The sequence below is a fragment of the Amycolatopsis sp. CB00013 genome, assembly GCF_001905755.1.
Classification (GTDB): Bacteria; Actinomycetota; Actinomycetes; order Mycobacteriales; family Pseudonocardiaceae; genus Amycolatopsis; species Amycolatopsis japonica.
In genome coordinates this window covers 812917-830052 of the sequence record NZ_LIWC01000002.1, presented here as the reverse complement: position 1 = coordinate 830052, position 17136 = coordinate 812917, and the positions used below count along the sequence as shown (strand labels likewise).

Sequence of the window (17136 nt, the reverse complement as noted above, 5' to 3'; positions counted from 1 at the left end):
ATTTCAAGCCACAGCCCTTCAAACCACCAAGTGGCCGGACACGGACCCGTGCTGACGCAAAGCCCCGAGCACGGTGTCCAAAACGGCCACTGCCCCCGCCTTGTCCAGCGGATCGTTGCCGTTCCCGCACTTCGGCGACTGGACGCAGGACGGGCAGCCGGCCGGGCACTCGCAGGAAACGATCGCCTCCCGCGTTGCGGCCAGCCAAGGGACAATCGCGGCAAATCCGCGGTCGGCGAATCCCGCACCCCCGGGATGGCCATCGTGCACGAACACCGTCGCCTCCCCGGTGTCTTCGTGCCACGCGGTCGACACCCCGCCAATGTCCCAGCGGTCGCACGTAGCGAACAGCGGTAGCAGGCCGATCGCCGCGTGCTCGGCGGCATGCAGGGCACCGGGGACGCGCGCCGGATCCAACTCGGCGCTCGTCCCCGGTGCTCCGCCAAGTTCCTTGGTCCCCACCCTGGAGCCTCCGGTCCCCACCGGCTCCAGAACTTCGGTCCCCGCCCGATGGCCCCCGGTCCCCGCCACACCATCGGACACACCGAGCAGCTCCGCCGAGATCGTGTACCAGACGGCGCGGGTGTGCAGGCTCTGCTCCGGCAGATCCAGCGGCGTCTGGTCCAGCACCTCACCGGACGGGCGCCGCCGCAGGTAACCGACCACTTGCGAACTGACCGACACCTCGCCGAGATTCACCGTGACCCCGCCGTGCACGCTGGTCTCCTCGGTGCGCAGCACACTGATGTCGACGATCTCGCGCGGTGACGTGGTCCAGTCCGGATCCTCCGCGTGCACCAGCGCGAGCCCGGTCTCCAGATCGAGTTCGTCGACCACATAGGACGAACCCTGGTGCAGGTACACCGCGCCGGGATGTACCGCGTAGCAGGCCGAACCCGGGTCGACGGTGCCGAGCATGCGGCCCGAGTCGGCCTCCACGACGGCGATCTGCTCGCCGCCAGAACCGCGGATGCCGACCTCGGCGTGCGGCCGGTCCCGCGAGGTCCAGTACCAGCCGCTCGTCCGGCGCCGGACGATCTTCTCCTTGACCAGATCGGCGAGCACGGCACGCGCCGGATCGCCGCCGAAGGCCGCGACCTCCGGCTCGGTCAACGGGAGTTCGGCGATGGCGCACGCCAGTTGCGGCCCGAGGACATACGGATTCGACGGGTCGAGGACGGCGGCTTCCACCGGCCGGTCCAGGATCGCGGCCGGATGGTGCACGAGATAGGTGTCCAGAGGATCGTCCCTGGCCACGAACACGACCAGCGCCGCGTCGCCCGCGCGCCCGGCCCGCCCCGCCTGCTGCCAGAACGACGCGAGCGTGCCCGGGTATCCCGCCAGCACCACCGCGTCGAGTCCCGCGATGTCGACGCCGAGTTCGAGCGCGTTCGTCGTCGCGACGCCGAGCAAGCGTCCGGACAACAACGCCGCTTCGAGGGCGCGCCGCTCCTCCGGCAGGTAGCCGGAGCGGTACGCGGCCACGGATTCCGCCAAGGAACCGTCCACTTCGGACAGAATGCGCCGGGCGCCGAGCGCGGTCAGCTCCGCGCCTCGCCGCGACCGGACGAACGCCAGCGAACGAGCGCCTTCGATGACCAGTTCGGCGAGGATGCGGGAAGCCTCGGCCCCCGCCGAGCGCCGCACCGGCGCCCCGTTCTCGCCCGAGAGTTCCGACAGCAGAGGGGGTTCCCACAACGCGACCGTGCGGGCGCCCCGCGGTGAGCCGTCCTCGGTGACCGGGACGCAGTCCTGCCCGGTGAGTTTCGCCGCGAACGCCGCCGGGTCCGCCGTCGTCGCGGACGCGAGGACGAAGACCGGCGAAGCGCCGTAGTACGCCGCGACCCTTCGCAGCCTGCGCAGCAGCAGTGCCACGTGGGAACCGAAGACCCCGCGATAGCTGTGGCATTCGTCGACGACGACGAACGCGAGCCGCCGGAAGAATCGTGACCAGCGCGAGTGCGACGAGAGGATCCCGCGGTGCAGCATGTCCGGGTTCGTGAACACCCAGTTCGCGTGCGCGCGGACCCAGTCCCGCTCCTCCAGCGGGGTGTCACCGTCGAACGACGCCGCCCGCGCCTTCTTGATGTCCAAAGAGGACACCGCGCGCAACTGGTCGGCGCCGAGCGCCTTGGTCGGCGACAGGTACAGCGCCGAGGCGCGCTCGTCCTCGACCAAGGCCGAAAGCACCGGCAACTGGTACGCGAGCGACTTGCCCGACGCCGTTCCGGTGGAGATCACCACATGCTCGCCCGCGCGGGCCAGCGACGCGGCTTCCACCTGTTGCCGCCACGGCGCCTTGACGCCGTTCGCCCTCAGCGCCTCGACGACCGGGGCCGCCGCCCACTCCGGCCAGTCGACCGAATCCGCCGGACGGGCGGGCAGTTCGGCCACATGGGTGACCGGGTACAGCGAAGCCGGGATCCCCGCCGTCGCGCGGTCGAGAAGCCGCCGCCCTTTGCCGGGTCGCACCGTGCCGTCCACGTTCCGAGCTTCGCACAGCGCACCGACAGAAACGGGCCGCCGCCGAACGGATCCGGCACTGGAAGCGACCTTCGATGATCGATAAAGTGATCAGCCTCACAAGGTAACGGAACGTGCGGCGGCGGGGACGCCTTGCCGTCCGCCATCCCACTACCAATACACTCCCGCAATCCACACCGTCTGTGGCGAGCGTCATGTGAGACGTACCTTGCAGTGCGACTAGCGTGACATTCGGTTCAGATCCCCATGCCAGCGCGGGAGCCGCCGGTCCCATCGGCGGGTCGTTCGCTGGCCAACGGCGACGTCTCCAGGAGGACGAATGTCCCGGCAGTTCCTCGCGGAGGGCGAACTCACGCTCTCCGGAGGTGGTTACACCATCGTCGGTGTAATCGCCGTGGTCGCCCTTGCCGCACTGGTCATCGGCTACGTTCTGCTCAAGGAGGTGCTGGCCGCCGGCCAGGGCACCACCAAGATGCAGGACATCGCGAAGGCAGTGCAGGAAGGCGCGGCTGCCTATCTGAAACGGCAGCGCAACACCCTCGCGATCTTCGGTGCGATCGTGTTCGTACTGCTCTTCGCCTTGCCGGCCGATGACTGGAACGAAAAGATCGGCAGGTCGATCTTCTTCCTGGTCGGCGCGGCGTTCTCCTTCGCGATCGGCTATCTCGGCATGTGGCTGGCGACGCAGGCGAACCTGCGCGTCGCGGCCGCTTCGCGGGAGGAAGGCGGTCGCGAAAAGGCGATGCGCGTGGCCTTCCGCACCGGTGGCGTGGTCGGCATGATCACCGTCGGTCTCGGCCTCTTCGGTGCCGCGGTGGTCGTCCTCGTCTACACCGGACAGGCCCCGAAGGTGTTGGAGGGCTTCGGTTTCGGTGCCGCGCTGATCGCGATGTTCATGCGTGTCGGCGGCGGTATCTTCACAAAGGCCGCCGACGTCGGCGCGGACCTGGTCGGCAAGGTCGAACAGGGCATCCCCGAGGACGATCCGCGCAACGCGGCCACCATCGCCGACAACGTCGGTGACAACGTGGGCGACTGCGCCGGGATGGCGGCGGACCTCTTCGAGTCGTACGCGGTCATGCTCGTGGCGGCGCTGATCCTGGGTAGCACCGCCTTCGGCATGCACGGCCTGATCTTCCCGCTCATCGTTCCCGCCATCGGCGTGATCACCGCGGTCATCGGTGTCTACATCACCAAGGCCAAGGCGGGCGAAGGCGGTCTGGTCACGATCAACCGCTCCTTCTACATCTCCGCCGGTATTTCCGCGGTGCTCTCGACGATCGCGGCGTTCGTCTACCTGCCCGGTTCGTTCTCCGAGCTGACCGGTGGCGCCACGAGCGAGTCCGGGAACCCGGCGCTCATCGCGACCATCTCGGTCATCATCGGCATCGTGCTCGCGGCGATCATCCTGAAGATCACCGGGTACTACACCGGCACCGAGCACAAGCCGGTCAAGGAGGTCGGCAAGTCCTCGGAAACCGGTGCCGCGACGGTGATCCTGGCCGGTATCTCGGTCGGTTTCGAGTCCGCTGTGTACACCGCGCTGGTCATCGGCGCGGCGGTGTTCGGCGCGTACCTGCTCGGCGGCGGCGTCGCGCTGTTCGCCGTGGCGCTGGCCGGTACCGGTCTGCTCACCACCGTCGGCGTCATCGTCGCGATGGACACCTTCGGCCCGGTTTCGGACAACGCGCAGGGCATCGCGGAGATGTCGGGCGACGTCGACGAAGACGCCGCGCAGATCCTCACCGAACTCGACGCGGTCGGCAACACCACCAAGGCCATCACCAAGGGCATCGCGATCGCCACGGCGGTCCTCGCGGCGACGGCGTTGTTCGGGTCCTACCAGGACGCGATCAGCAAGGCGCTGAAGTCGATCCCGGAAGCCGCGGAAGCCAGCATGTCGACGCTGAACTTCTTCGTGAACACGGTGGTCAGCCCGAACACCCTCGTCGGCGTGATCGTCGGCGCGGCGGTCGTGTTCCTGTTCTCCGGTCTCGCGGTCAACGCGGTGTCCCGTGCCGCCGGCGCGGTCGTCTACGAAGTGCGCCGCCAGTTCCGCGACATCCCGGGGATCATGGAGGGCACCACCCGTCCCGAGTACGGCCGGGTCGTCGACATCGTCACGCGCGATTCGCTGCGTGAGCTGACCACGCCCGGTCTGCTCGCGGTCTTCGCCCCCATCGCGGTCGGCTTCGGTCTCGGCACCGGCGCGCTCGCCGGCTACCTGGCCGGTGCGATCGCGACCGGCACCCTGATGGCGATCTTCCTCGCCAACTCCGGTGGCGCCTGGGACAACGCGAAGAAGCTCGTGGAGGACGGAAACCACGGCGGCAAGGGTTCGGACGCGCACGAGGCCACCATCATCGGTGACACCGTGGGTGACCCGTTCAAGGACACCGCCGGTCCCGCGATCAACCCGTTGATCAAGGTGATGAACCTGGTGTCGGTGCTGATCGCCCCGGCGATCGTGCAGTTCTCGATCGGCGCGGACGCCAACGTCGGCATCCGCATCGCGATCTCGCTGGTCGCCGTCGCGATCATCGTCGCGGCGATCGTGGTCTCCAAGCGCCGCGAGTCGGTTCTTTCCGACACTCCCGCGGACGCGAAGGCGTAACACCGAACAGTTTCCTTCCGCCGGGCCCGCCACGGTTTCCGTGGCGGGCCCGACGGCTGTCCGGGGCGGGCTAATCTCTGCGCGTCACGCCGATCCGATTCGGGGAGTTCCTGCCATGAGGCGTTCGATCGTCCTGTTCGCCGCCGGAATCCTGCTGGCGGGCTGCGGTGGGGCCGCTCCTTCTCCTCCTTCTCCCGCTCCGGCGGCGGGGAGTGCGTGGATGGACGGTTTCTGCGGTTCGCTGATCGACTTCGCCAAGATCGGCGATTTCACGATGCCCGACTTCGAACAGAACGACGTCGCCAGTGCGCGGAAGGTGATGGACGATGCCTTCGGGGTGTTCGCGCCCGGTTTCGACAACGCGGTCACCGGCTTGGGAAAGCTCGGCCAGGCGCCGAGCGCGGAGGCCGACGCCGCGCGCAAGAGCATCGTCGACGCGCTGACGCCGATCCGGGACGAGGTGCTCGCCGCGAAGGCGGCACTCGACGCCGCGCCGAAGGACGACAAGAACGCCGTGGTGGCCGCGGGGGCCGCCTTCCGGCGAATCGGTTCCCACATGAACGACATGCCCGACCCGTTCCAGCAGCTGGAAACGAACGTTTCGTTGAAAACACTGGCCGCGCAGGCCCCGAACTGCGGAAAGCTGCCTTCTTGACCGTTCTTTCCGCCACGTTGATTTGCATTGCCCCCCGGTATCGGTACCGTCGGGGTCCAGCCGGGAAGTCGTCAGGTCGGGAGGTGTTTTCGTGCGGCCGCGGTTCACCGTCCTTGCCGCGCTAGCAACAGGTATCGGACTCGGCCTCGCCGGGTGCGGGCAGCAGCCCGCGGTGACTTCCCACGCCAGACAAGAAGGTCTCGCGACGGTCAGCGCGTCGGAGGCCGACCCCACCTCCGCTTGGGCGGAGGCGTACTGCGGCGCGGCGGGCGGCCTCGTCCGGACGCTGGCGGCGCTGCCCAGCGTCGATCCGAGCACGCCTCAGCAGGCTTCGCGCACATCCAGCGAGCTGATGCTCTCGGTGGTCGAAGGGCTGGATCGCACTTCCGCCGCGCTCGAGAACCTCGGCCCGGCACCGGTCGCCGGCGCCGACTCCTCGCGGACGGCCGCCGTCGCGCAGCTCGGCGGCATCCGCGCCCGCGCCGACGACGTCCGCCAGCGTCTCGACTCCTCAGCCGACCCCGAGGCGACGAAAACCGCGCTTCGCGACGCCAGGACCTCGCTCGACGAACTGGACCGCCTTGACCTTCTCAGGGGCCTTAACGACGTCCCTCAGCTCGCCGCGGCGAGCAGCCGGATCCCGGTTTGCCAGGAATTGGTGAAACAACCTCGCTGAGTCATCGGCCGATCACTGGCCATGAGTCGAACTTGTGTTCTATTCTGTCCGGGTGGACGGGACGATCTCGCTCTTCTCGGCGGAGGCGAGCGGGCCGGTGCTCGCCGACCTCGCCGGGGTGCTGTGCGGGCCCGGGCGGATGACGGGCTTCGGGCGGACGGCCGGGCGGCTGTCCGCCGTGGTCGACGAGCCGTGGCGAGCGGGTGCCCTCGCCAGGGAATGCCGTCGGCGCGGCGTCCAGGCGCAGGTCTCGGCCGCCGAATGCGGGCGGCCGCTCGTGAGAACGCCGTTCCGGGTCGACCTGCTGCCGCTGGAGCGGCGGTGGAACCGTGGTGAAGAGAAGATCCTGCCGGAAGGCTTCCGGCTCGACGGGGCCATGTTGAGGATGTGGGCGCTGGCGGCGGGCAGTCCCCAGGGCAACGGCTACCTGCTCGCGCTCGATCCGGCGGCGCCGGAAACGCACGAGCTGCTGATCACGGCACTGGCGCGGCTGGGCGTGCCCGCCAAAGTGCAGAAGGGGGAAGACGCGCTGCTCCGGGTCACCGGACGGCGGCGGCTGGCGCACGTCCTCGAGCTGATCGGGGACGCGCCCGCGGGTGCCGAGCCCGCCTGGCCGAGCCTGGTGCCGGCGGTGCGCGCCGTCTGAGGCTCTTGAGACCGCACTCACGTGATCGAAGCCGGAACTCGCGTGATCAGAGGCGGAACACCCGAGTGCGGCCTCCAGTCACGCGAGTCACGTCCCTGATCACGCGAGTCACGCCGCGCACGCCGCGCCCTGTGTCCGGTCCGTGAAGGCCTCCTTGAGGGAACCAGAGTCCCTCAAGGAGGCCTTCACGGACACGGTTGGCGCCAACCCGGGTTGCCCCCGCGACCCACCTGACCTGCGTTCGGCCGCCGCCTGAACGCCATGAAAGGTCCTTTCCTGGCAAATTTCGCAAGGAAAGGACCTTTCATGGCACTCGGTGAGAAGGAGGAAGGTCAGGGCTTCGGCGCCCGGCAGTTCGGGTTGGCGAGGTCGAGTTCACTGTGCGAAAGGCAGGAGGTCAGCTGGTAGGTCTGCTCCCCGTAGTTGATGCCCTGCCGCACGGTCACGTTCCCGGCCGCGTCGACCTCGCACGGGTTGTTCATCGTGCACCGCTGGCCGCTTTCGTTGCCGGTGTTGTTGACGCCGACGACCTTCCCGGTCGAGGTCTCGATGATGGGCGACCCCGAGGTCCCACCGATCGTCTTGCACGCCGAGGTGTACCGGATCGAGTCCTTCCAGACCCAGTCCGCCTCGTGCAGCTCGTGGACGAAGCCGTCGATGTTGCAGGAGTAGATCTTCTTCCAATATCCCGAGACCACGTCCATCGCGATACCCGCGGACGGACGGGTGGGCGAGAGCGTCAGCGGGGCGATACCGTACGTCGACTTGATCTTGGCGTAGCTGGTGTTGAGCTGGTAGAGCGAGACGTCGGTGTCGGTCATCGTGGCGTAGAGCAGCTTCTTCGCCTTGAGCGTGCCCAGTGACGAGCGGCCGTCCTTGGACAGCAGGCTGAACGTCCGTGACGAGGGCTTGTCGACGATTACTTCCCCGGGGTCCGGGAAACCTTCTTGCAGGCAATGCCCGTTGGAAAGGACGAGGGCGGGGTCGTCGAGGCTCGCCTCGGGCGGTTTGACCACCGACCCGGAGCAGTTCGACAACGCCACCGTTCCGGCGAAGGTGGTCGTGGCCGCTTCCGCCGGTGCGGTTCCGACCAGGGCGGACGCGGTCAGCATGGCGAACAGTGTGCCGAGGAGTCGTCGGGTCACGTGGAGTCCTTTCGGGTCGGCGTGGACATCAAGTGAAGCGTTGGCGGCTGTGAGCCACCACCGTCGAACGGAGGGTGTTCACCCCGTCACGCGGGACCCCAGGCGGACGTGTCCGACATCACGTGCTAGGTGTTGAAAGGAAACATCGACGAGGTCAGCGGCGATGCGCTGGACACACGATCGGCGGCGTGTTGCGCCACCTAGCCGTGGTCCAGGCGGTGCGAGCGTGCACACTGACGGGTCGAGAGGCGGCGCGAAGGCGCCGAAGATGAGCGGAGAGCAGGACAGCGTGGCAGGAGCACGGACGAAGAAGACCGCGGCGTCGGACGACGGCGCGGGCCGTCGTCGGCTGGTGATCGTCGAGTCGCCGACCAAGGCCCGCAAGATCGCCCCGTACCTCGGCGGTAACTACGTCGTGGAGTCCTCCGTCGGACACATCCGCGACCTTCCCCGCGGCGCGGCCGACGTGCCCGCCCAGTACAAGGGCGAGTCGTGGGCACGGCTGGGTGTCGACGTCGACAACGACTTCAAGGCGCTCTACGTCGTCACGCCGGACAAGAAGTCCAAGGTCACGGAGCTGAAGGGCCTGCTGAAGGACGTCGACGAGCTCTACCTCGCCACGGACCCCGACCGCGAGGGCGAGGCCATCGCGTGGCATCTGCTGGAGACCCTCAAGCCGAAGGTCCCGGTGCGCCGGATGGTCTTCCACGAGGTCACCGAGCAGGCGATCCGCGCCGCGGCCGACAGCACCCGTGAGCTCGACGGAGACCTCGTCGACGCGCAGGAGACCCGCCGCATCCTGGACCGGCTCTACGGCTACGAGGTCTCGCCCGTGCTGTGGAAGAAGGTCATGCCGAAGCTTTCGGCGGGCCGCGTGCAGTCGGTGGCGACCAGGATCGTGGTCGAGCGGGAGCGTGAGCGCATGCGCTTCACCTCGGCGTCGTACTGGGACATCTCCGCGACGATGGACGCCGGTGCCGAGGCGTCCCCCCGTAACTTCCCGGCCAGGATGATCGCCGTCGACGGCGCCCGGCTGGCCACGGGCCGTGACTTCGGCTCGGACGGGCAGCTCAAGGCCTCGAACAACGAGATCCGCGTGCTGGCCGAGGCCGACGCCGTCCGGCTGGCCGAGGCGCTGAAGAACCGCGACTTCAAGGTCGCGAGCGTCGAGGAGAAGCCGTACACGCGCAAGCCGTACGCGCCCTTCATGACCTCGACCCTGCAGCAGGAGGCAGGCCGCAAGCTGCGGTTCACCTCCGAGCGCACCATGCGGATCGCGCAGAAGCTGTACGAGAACGGGTACATCACTTATATGCGTACCGACTCCACGACGCTGTCGGAGTCGGCGATCTCGGCGGCGCGCAGCCAGGCGACGCAGCTGTACGGCAAGGAATACGTCTCGCCGTCGCCGCGCCAGTACACCCGCAAGGTGAAGAACGCGCAGGAAGCCCACGAAGCGATCCGTCCTTCGGGTGAGGTCTTCCGCACGCCGGGCCAGGTCGCGAAGGATCTGGACACCGACGAGTACCGCCTTTACGAGATGATCTGGCAGCGCACGATCGCGTCGCAGATGGCGGACGCGAAGGGCACCACGATGTCGGTGCGCATCGTCGGCACGGCCACGAGCGGCGAGGAGTGCACGTTCGCCTCGTCGGGCCGCACGATCACCTTCGCCGGGTTCCTCAAGGCGTACGTCGAGGCCGTCGACACCGAAAGCGGTGGCGAGGCGGACGACAAGCAGAGCCGTCTGCCGCAGCTGGTCAAGGACCAGGCGCTGACCGCGACCGAGCTGAGCCCGGACGGGCACACCACGTCGCCGCCGGCGCGCTACTCGGAGCCGAGTCTGGTCAGCAAGCTCGAAGAACTGGGCATCGGCCGCCCGTCGACGTACGCGTCGATCATCAAGACCATCCAGGACCGCGGCTACGTGTGGAAGAAGGGTTCCGCGCTGGTGCCCTCCTGGGTCGCGTTCGCCGTGATCGGCCTGATGGAGCGGCATTTCGAGCGGCTGGTCGACTACGACTTCACCGCCGGCATGGAGGACGAGCTCGACCGCATCGCCGCCGGTGACGAGCACCGGACGCAGTGGCTGTCGAAGTTCTACTTCGGCGGCGACATGGGTGTCGACGGTTCCGTCGGCCGTCTCGGCGGGCTGAAGAAGCTGGTCGGCTCGGGTGTCGAAGACATCGACGCCCGCGAGATCAACTCGATCCCGCTGTTCAGCGACGCCGACGGGCACACCGTCGTCGTGCGCGTCGGCCGCTACGGCCCGTACCTCGAGCGCGAGGTGGACGGGACGTCGCAGCGAGCGAACCTGCCCGAGGACCTGCCGCCGGACGAGCTGACCAAGGAGATCGCGGAGAAGCTGTTCGCGACGCCGCAGGAAGGCCGCGTGCTCGGCAAGGACCCGGTCAGCGGACACGAGATCGTGGCAAAGGAAGGCCGCTTCGGCCCGTACGTCACCGAGCTCCTGCCCGAGCCGGAGCCGCTGCCCGAAGGGGCGACCGCCGCGCAGAAGAAGGCCGCGAAGGCGAAGCAGCCGAAGCCGCGGACGGGTTCGCTGTTCAAGTCCATGTCGATCGAGACGATGAACCTCGAAGACGCGCTGAAGCTGCTTTCGCTGCCGCGCGTCGTCGGCAAGGACCCGGAATCCGGCGACGAGATCACCGCGCAGAACGGGCGCTACGGGCCGTACCTGAAGAAGGGCACGGACTCGCGTTCGCTCACCACCGAGGACCAGCTGTTCTCGATCACGCTCGAAGAGGCGCTGAAGATCTACTCGGAGCCGAAGCAGCGTGGCCGGTCGGCGACCGCGAAGCCGCCGCTGAAGGAACTGGGCGACGACCCGGTGTCCGGTAAGCCGATGGTCGTCAAGGACGGCCGCTTCGGTCCGTACGTGACCGATGGCGAGTACAACGCGACGCTGCGGAAGTCGGACAGCATCGAGGAGCTGACCGCCGAGCGTGCCGCCGAACTGCTGGCGGAGAAGCGCGCGAAGGGCCCGGCGCCCAAGCGCAAGGCCCCGGCGCGCAAGCCGGCGGCGTCGAAGACGGCGGCCACCAAGACGACCGCGGCCAAGAAGACCACCGCGACCAAGACCGCGGCGGCGAAGAAGCCTTCGACGCGCTCGACGGCCACGAAGGCGAAGTAGCTCCCGTCAAGTGCGATGAAGGGGCCTTTCATAGCAAAATTTGCTATGAAAGGCCCCTTCATCGCACACGGGACGCTCGTCAGGAGCGCAGGCCCAGCCAGAAGCCGCATCGGTGATCGGCCGCGAACGAGACAGGCCGGATCGCGTCCGGGGCGAGCGACAGCACGGCATCCGAATCCCATCGGGGCGATCCGGGCGCGTTCGGATCACCCGTGCGCATGAAGGTGGTCCAGTACGCGATCATCTGCCGCGAAAGCCGTTGCTGCGCCGCGTCCAGCGACTCCTCCACCCCGCTGAGCTCGAAGAGGTAGACCAGGTCCAGCGCGTGCGCCGCGCCGTGCGGCACCGTGGGGACGTCGTTGCCGTTGACGTTCGGCGCGTTCTTGTCGTCGAACTCGTAGGCGTGCACGGAGGTCCGCCGCGACAGCAGCCGGTTCCCTTCGGTCGTCGGGCAGGCCCACGACCGGTCGGTGGTCACGGTCGCCCAGGCCATCGCGGGCGACAGGTGGTCCCGCGAAGGGTATTCGGCCGCGACCTCGTCCGCGTACTCGCCGAACGACTTCCGCAAGAGCTCTTGATAGCGCTCTTCGGTGATCGGCTTGAGCTTCTCGACCCCGGCGATGAACGCCCGCATCTCGTCGTGCGTGCCGCCCGAAATCACCGGCACGCGGTGGAAAGCGCCGCGCCGCAAGGCTTTCGCGGGGTCGAGTGGGAACAGTGGGGTCCCGTAGGTCAGGTGGTTGGCGAAAGTCTGGTTGTCCTTCAGCAGATCGGCGGCCGGAAGACGCCGCAGGCAATCGAGCGTGTCCGGGCCCTCGCAGCCGTGACTCGCGGCCACCGCCGCGCCGTCGGCTTCCGTTTTCGCGAGCGGGGCGTAGGGCGTTTGGGCTTCCTGGTTCGGGATGAGACCGCCGGGTGGCCAGTTCAGCAGGCATGAGCCGGACATGATGGCGGCCTTGTGGAACAGGCCCGCTGCGGCGGGCGAAGTGAGCAGCGCGCAGGTGCTCATCCCGCCCGACGACTGCCCCGCCACCGTCACGTTCCGCGGGTCGCCGCCGAACGCGGCGATGTTGCGCTGGGTCCAGCGCAGCGCGGAAAGCTGGTCCATGAAGCCGAAATCGCCGGAGCCCGCGAGCCCCGGAAGGCCGAAGTAGCCGAAGACGCCGAGCCGGTAGTTCGTCGTCACCACGACGACGTCGCCCTGATCCGCCAGGCGTCGTGCGCCGTAAAGGCTTCCCGCGTCCATCGTGTAGCCGCCGCCGTGCAGCCAGACCAGCACCGGCAGCCGTCGGTTCCCCGCGTCGCGCGGCACGGTGACGTTCAAGAAGAGACAGTCCTCGGCGCTGCCCGGCATGAACTGGGTGCAGGCGGCGCCGGGTTTCGTCGCGTCCGCGACCTCCTTCCACGGTTCGGGCGGTCGCGGCGGCTTCCATCGATCCTCGCCGACGGGTGGCGCGGCGAACCTGATCCCGTCGAACGTCCGGGTCGGCCCGGAGTCCATTCCTCGGACCGGCCCCGCGTCGGTGCGCACGACGAGCGGGTCCGCGGGGGCGACGATCGTGAGAAGGCCGGTGACGATGGCCAGCAGGAGATGCATGAGAGGTCCTTTCAGGAGGCCGCGAGCCAGCGCCAGAGCCCAACGCGGCGGAAATAGAGGTGTTGCAGGACCTGTACGGCGACGAACGTGACGCCGTACAGCGCGGTGCCGAGCGCGGGCACCGAATCGACGGGCAGCGTGTACGCCAGCAGGACCCGCCCGGCGGCGTCGGCGATCAGGGCGACACCCCACAGGACGGTCGCGACCCGCCACGCACGCCGGAACCACGCGTGCCGCGGCCACAGTTCGTCCCATTCGGCGGCGCGCAGCGAGTCCGCGAAACGGCTCTTCGCGATCATCGAGCGGGCCATGCCGAACGCGAGCGGCCTGGCGAACAGCAGCGAGACCAGGAAACCGGCGCCGATCACCCCGGTGACCCAGCCCGCCTTCGCCAGCATGAACCGGGGACTGCCGGTGACGAACGAGACGCCGACGCTGATCGCGAAGATCGTCAGCACGAAGATCGCGAGAGTGTCGATCTTCCGCCAGCGGATCGCTCGGTAGAGGACGAAGAGCACGGTCGGCAGGGCGCAGAGGGCGAGCGCGAAGAGCACGTCGACGCCGAAGCCGCGAAGCACGTAGTACCCCGCGACGGGCACGACGACTTCGAGCAGCACCACACCCCACTGCCGGATCACGGGATCACTGCCTTCGGGTCGCGAGTTCGAAGAGGGTCACCAGCTCGGCCGCGTAGGTGGTGAGATCCAGCTCCGGCGTTCCGGCGAGCAGGAACACCGGGCCTTCCACCGAACGCCGGATGGTCGTCGCCATCACGTGCACGTCGAACTCGCGGAACTCGCCCGATTCCTGGCCCCAGCGCAGGATGCGTTCGACCGGTTCCAGCGCCGCCCGCTCGCTCGCCGGGTCGTAGTCGAGAGCGCCGCCGAGGAAGATGTTCAGCAGCGCGCGCATCCGCGTCGGCTGCGCGGCGGCGAACTCCAGGTTCGCCTCCAGGTACGTCCGCAGCGCCTCGCTCGCCGACGCGGGTTCGCTCATCCGCTCGGCCATGAACGCGCCGATCTCACGGAAGACGTCCTCGAGGACCGTGCGGACGAGTTCTTCCTTGTTCGCGAAGTGGTACGAGATGAGCCCGGTGCTCGACAGCTTCGCCTGTTTCGCGATCCGGGCGAACGACGCGCGGGTGTAGCCGAGCTCCGCGATCGTCTCGATGGCCGCCGCCACGATCTGTGCCCGTCTCGCACTCTCGGTGAACGACTTCGCTTTTGCTTGCATGAGCAAAAAATAGCTCAGGTGAGCAAATCCGTCCACCGGCGACCGCTCACCGACCGCTCGCCGAACCACCTCACCCGTTCGAACAAAAGTTCTAAAAATTGTCGGTACCAGGGTGTTCAATGGTCAGGTGAGCACTTCAACGACCGCTGTCTTCGACGTCATCGACGAGGTCATCGCCCCGCTGGCAGCCGAGGTTCCGGAGCGTCCCTCGGTGATGGAGTTCTACGACCCGGAGCTCGCCGTGCCGCCGGTGCTGGCCGACGAGGAGCCGACTCCAGGGCTCACCCTGGCCGAGGAGGTGGAGCAGTACACCCGGTTCGTGAGCGGGATGGCGACCATCGGGCTGGCCCCCGGCGGTGAGGTCACGCCCGAGGCCGTCGGGCTGTATCGCGCGCTGCGCGGCGGGTTCATCCGCGGCGTGGTGACCGGCGTGTTCCCGTCGCGTTCGGAGCCGTGGGAGGTCCGGTTCTTCGGCGACGAGGACTACACCACGGTGCTGAACAAGCTCGGCAGGCGGGCGCGGCTGCGGTCCGGTTTCCTCAGCGCGCTGCCGGGCTGGGTGTTCGACGGCCTGCCCGACCATCCGCCGGGCACCGGCGAGACCGTGCGCATCGTGACGGACGCCGGCGGGCTGATCCCGCTGCGGGCCCGCGAGGCCGTCGAGGTGATCCGTGAAGGCGCCTCGCGGCCGCGGCACGGCACGGTCCTCGTCGATCTCGCGGTGCGGAACTCCATCCTCGCCGAGTATCCGCACGGCGCGTTCGGCCTGGTGGACAACGACCTCGGCCGGTACCAGTTCAGCGCGGCGATGGACGGCGACGGCCGTTGGACGCTCACCTGGGGCCCGGCCAGCCGGTCGACGGCCGAGCAATGGATCGTGAAGGCGGTGCAGAACCATGCGTGAACCGGCGACCGTGAAGGAACTGATGAGGCGCGCCGCCGAGCCGGTGCTGCGCGCGGTGCCCGAGCGGCGGAGCGTGTACCTGGGCTACGACCCGGAGATCACCGACGACGAGATCCGCCGCTTGTGCCCGTCCTACGACGAGCCGGCGGATCTCGTCACCCAGGCCGAGCGGTACGCGGCCAAGGCGGCGATGCTCGAAGAGGCCGGGCTGATGGAGAACGGCGAGATCCATCCGGCAGCGGTCCAGATGCACGGCGTGATGCTGCGCGGCTCTGTGCGAGGCGTCCTCACCGGAGTCTTCGCCTCCGCGCCGCGCTCGGTGCGCGTCGATTGCTACGGAGACGGGCATCAAGCGGTCGTCTGGCGGATGCGGTCGGGGCGGCGGACCACGTTCAGCCTCAGCGATTTCGGCGAGCTGGGAGCCCGGGTCTTCGGCGGGCTCCCGCATGTTCCCGCCGGTGAGACCGAGCCGATGCGCATCAGGATCGACGAGCACGGCGTGCCGCTGCCCGGCCAGGAAGAGGAGGTCGGGCTGGTCGCCGACACGCTGAACCGTCCGCGCACCGGCACGGCGATCCTCGATCTGGTCGCCTTCGGCGGGCTGAACGCCGAGTACCCGGACTACGGCTTCGTGATCGTCGACAACGATTTGGGGAGGTTCGTGTTGTACGCCGCCCCTTCCGAAGGGTGGCTGATGTTCGGTGGAATGGACCGCCGGGCACTGGCGGGCTGGCTGCACGAGGCGGTGGACTTGAGCCGGACGTAGCCGCCTTGGGCGATGACGACTGGGGAGGGCGGGCATGGACCTGGACCGGCGCGCGGCCGACGCGTGGTTCCGGCGGCGAGGGCTGCCGATGGTCATCCACCGGCGGAGGCGCGGAGCGGGCATGTTGCGCCGGTCCACGCCGGGGCTGGTGTTCCTGTGCCTGCTCGACCTGCTGCTGGCCGGGTTGCTGAAGCTGCTCGACGTCCCCGAGGACGTGCTCGCGGCCAGGATGCGCAGCAGTGGCGTCGGCTACGTGCTCGGCGTGCTGGCGCTGACGTTCGCCGTGGTCGTGGTGCCGGTGATCGCCGGACGGCTGATGGCGAAGCTGCTTCGCGTGCTGAGCCGCACCAGAGTCCGCTTGGCCGTGATGGCGGCGACGATCGGCTTCTGGCTGCTCGTGCTGCCGCTCGGCGAGCGGCTCACCGGGCTGGTGTCGTGGGACAACCCGTTGTGGGTCGCCATCCTCACCAACCTGGTCGCGCTGGCCGTGCTGATGTTCCTGGTCCGGATCGGCGTCGGCTCGATCCTCACCTGGGCGGCACGGAGCGCGGTCGCCCAGGTCAGGGCCATCGGCACGCTCGCGTCGCGGGCGTTGCCGCTGCTCCTGCTGGTGGTGATGTTCAGCTTCTTCACCGCCGAGCTGTGGCAGGCGGTGGAACGGCTGACCCCCGGCCGGTTGTGGCTGGTGGTCGGCTTCCTCGTGCTGATCGGCGCCGTGTTCCTGGCGTCGATGCTGTCCGACGAGATCAAGGAACTGAAGTCCTGGACCGTGGAGCCCGGCGCGACCGTCCTGCGCGGCACGCCGTTCGACGACGACACCGAGCCACCTGGCAGGCGCGCGCTGACGAAGACCGAGCGCCTGAACATCGCCCTGGTGCTGTTCTTCGCCCAAGCGGTGCAGATCGTGGCGTTCGGGGTGCTGGTGTTCGCGTTCTTCGTCGTGTTCGGGGTGCTGATCCTGAGCCCGGAGGTCGTGACGGAGTTCGCCGGCCGTGAATCGGCGCCGGGGACACTGCTGGGTGTCCCCCTTCCGGTGAGTTCCGCACTCGTCAACGTCTCCGTCTTCCTCGCCGTTTTCTCCGGTTTGTACTTCGCCGCATCGACCGCGACGGATGCCCGGTACCGGCGTTCTTTCTTCGAACCTTTGCTGGAGGATGTGAAGATCAGCCTCGCGGCGCGTGACATTTATCTGGCCCATTGGGCGGATGTGCGGCGGGCCGAGGTGGTTACCCTGGAAGCAGAGGACATTCCGTAGTGAGGTGGTC

General features: G+C 68.5%; 13 protein-coding genes. 8 read left to right on the top strand and 5 right to left on the bottom strand.

The window, feature by feature from the left end; translation table 11 throughout:
• Positions 1 to 18 precede the first annotated feature (18 nt).
• A complete protein-coding gene (locus AMK34_RS13935) occupies positions 19 to 2484 on the bottom strand; it encodes a DEAD/DEAH box helicase (RefSeq protein WP_073845643.1) in 2466 nt (821 codons plus the stop codon).
• A 319-nt stretch (positions 2485 to 2803) separates the two neighbouring features.
• Between AMK34_RS13935 and AMK34_RS13930 the strand changes: the two genes are divergently transcribed.
• The 4 genes from AMK34_RS13930 to AMK34_RS13915 all read left to right on the top strand — a co-directional run bounded on the left by AMK34_RS13930 (position 2804) and on the right by AMK34_RS13915 (position 7075).
• Complete coding sequence (locus AMK34_RS13930) at positions 2804 to 5098, top strand: sodium-translocating pyrophosphatase (RefSeq protein WP_073845641.1); 2295 nt, start codon at positions 2804 to 2806, stop codon at positions 5096 to 5098.
• A 115-nt stretch (positions 5099 to 5213) separates the two neighbouring features.
• Positions 5214 to 5753 (top strand): hypothetical protein, encoded by a 540-nt coding sequence (locus tag AMK34_RS13925; protein ID WP_241832767.1) that lies wholly within the window; start codon positions 5214 to 5216, stop codon positions 5751 to 5753.
• Positions 5754 to 5844: 91 nt separating this feature from the next.
• Positions 5845 to 6429 (top strand): hypothetical protein, encoded by a 585-nt coding sequence (locus tag AMK34_RS13920; protein ID WP_038520961.1) that lies wholly within the window; start codon positions 5845 to 5847, stop codon positions 6427 to 6429.
• A gap of 34 nt (positions 6430 to 6463) precedes the next feature.
• Positions 6464 to 7075 carry a hypothetical protein gene (locus AMK34_RS13915; protein WP_073845639.1) on the top strand — a complete coding sequence of 204 codons (612 nt, stop codon included), beginning with the start codon at positions 6464 to 6466 and terminating at the stop codon, positions 7073 to 7075.
• 332 nt (positions 7076 to 7407) lie between these two features.
• Here the strand turns inward: AMK34_RS13915 and AMK34_RS13910 are convergent, their stop codons facing one another.
• Complete coding sequence (locus tag AMK34_RS13910; protein WP_038520957.1) at positions 7408 to 8220, bottom strand: S1 family peptidase; 813 nt, start codon at positions 8218 to 8220, stop codon at positions 7408 to 7410.
• A gap of 268 nt (positions 8221 to 8488) precedes the next feature.
• On the opposite strand from AMK34_RS13910, the gene topA reads away from it, so the two are divergent.
• A complete protein-coding gene (gene topA / locus AMK34_RS13905; RefSeq protein WP_198941677.1) occupies positions 8489 to 11371 on the top strand; it encodes a type I DNA topoisomerase in 2883 nt (960 codons plus the stop codon).
• Between the two features lie 79 nt (positions 11372 to 11450).
• Here the strand turns inward: topA and AMK34_RS13900 are convergent, their stop codons facing one another.
• Genes AMK34_RS13900 through AMK34_RS13890 form a run of 3 tightly spaced genes read right to left on the bottom strand, consistent with a single transcriptional unit; the run spans position 11451 to position 14201 of the window.
• Entirely contained in the window at positions 11451 to 12968 is a 1518-nt protein-coding gene (locus AMK34_RS13900) for a carboxylesterase/lipase family protein (protein WP_073845637.1), read from the bottom strand.
• Between the two features lie 11 nt (positions 12969 to 12979).
• On the bottom strand, positions 12980 to 13606 hold the full coding sequence (locus AMK34_RS13895) for a VC0807 family protein (protein ID WP_083649857.1): 627 nt from the start codon (positions 13604 to 13606) through the stop codon (positions 12980 to 12982).
• 4 nt (positions 13607 to 13610) lie between these two features.
• Positions 13611 to 14201, bottom strand: coding sequence for a TetR/AcrR family transcriptional regulator (locus AMK34_RS13890; RefSeq protein ID WP_038520953.1), 591 nt, complete (start codon positions 14199 to 14201; stop codon positions 13611 to 13613).
• Positions 14202 to 14313: 112 nt separating this feature from the next.
• On the opposite strand from AMK34_RS13890, the gene AMK34_RS13885 reads away from it, so the two are divergent.
• Genes AMK34_RS13885 through AMK34_RS13875 form a run of 3 tightly spaced genes read left to right on the top strand, consistent with a single transcriptional unit; the run spans position 14314 to position 17126 of the window.
• On the top strand, positions 14314 to 15105 hold the full coding sequence (locus AMK34_RS13885) for an ESX secretion-associated protein EspG (RefSeq protein WP_073845635.1): 792 nt from the start codon (positions 14314 to 14316) through the stop codon (positions 15103 to 15105).
• Positions 15098 to 15871 carry an ESX secretion-associated protein EspG gene (locus AMK34_RS13880; protein WP_016337828.1) on the top strand — a complete coding sequence of 258 codons (774 nt, stop codon included), beginning with the start codon at positions 15098 to 15100 and terminating at the stop codon, positions 15869 to 15871. Before AMK34_RS13885 ends, AMK34_RS13880 begins: the two co-directional genes overlap by 8 nt.
• A 34-nt stretch (positions 15872 to 15905) precedes the next feature.
• Positions 15906 to 17126 carry a hypothetical protein gene (locus AMK34_RS13875; protein WP_038520943.1) on the top strand — a complete coding sequence of 407 codons (1221 nt, stop codon included), beginning with the start codon at positions 15906 to 15908 and terminating at the stop codon, positions 17124 to 17126.
• Positions 17127 to 17136: the final 10 nt, after the last annotated feature.

Bases quoted from the DNA above. Each gene is read 5' to 3' on its own strand.
- topA (WP_198941677.1), top strand. From the start codon at position 8,489: ATGAGCGGAGAGCAGGACAGCGTGGCAGGAGCACGGACGAAGAAGACC.
- AMK34_RS13875 (WP_038520943.1), top strand. From the start codon at position 15,906: ATGGACCTGGACCGGCGCGCGGCCGACGCGTGGTTCCGGCGGCGAGGG.
- AMK34_RS13925 (WP_241832767.1), top strand. From the start codon at position 5,214: ATGAGGCGTTCGATCGTCCTGTTCGCCGCCGGAATCCTGCTGGCGGGC.
- AMK34_RS13900 (WP_073845637.1), bottom strand. From the start codon at position 12,968: ATGCATCTCCTGCTGGCCATCGTCACCGGCCTTCTCACGATCGTCGCC.
- AMK34_RS13930 (WP_073845641.1), top strand. From the start codon at position 2,804: ATGTCCCGGCAGTTCCTCGCGGAGGGCGAACTCACGCTCTCCGGAGGT.
- AMK34_RS13880 (WP_016337828.1), top strand. From the start codon at position 15,098: ATGCGTGAACCGGCGACCGTGAAGGAACTGATGAGGCGCGCCGCCGAG.
- AMK34_RS13890 (WP_038520953.1), bottom strand. From the start codon at position 14,201: ATGCAAGCAAAAGCGAAGTCGTTCACCGAGAGTGCGAGACGGGCACAG.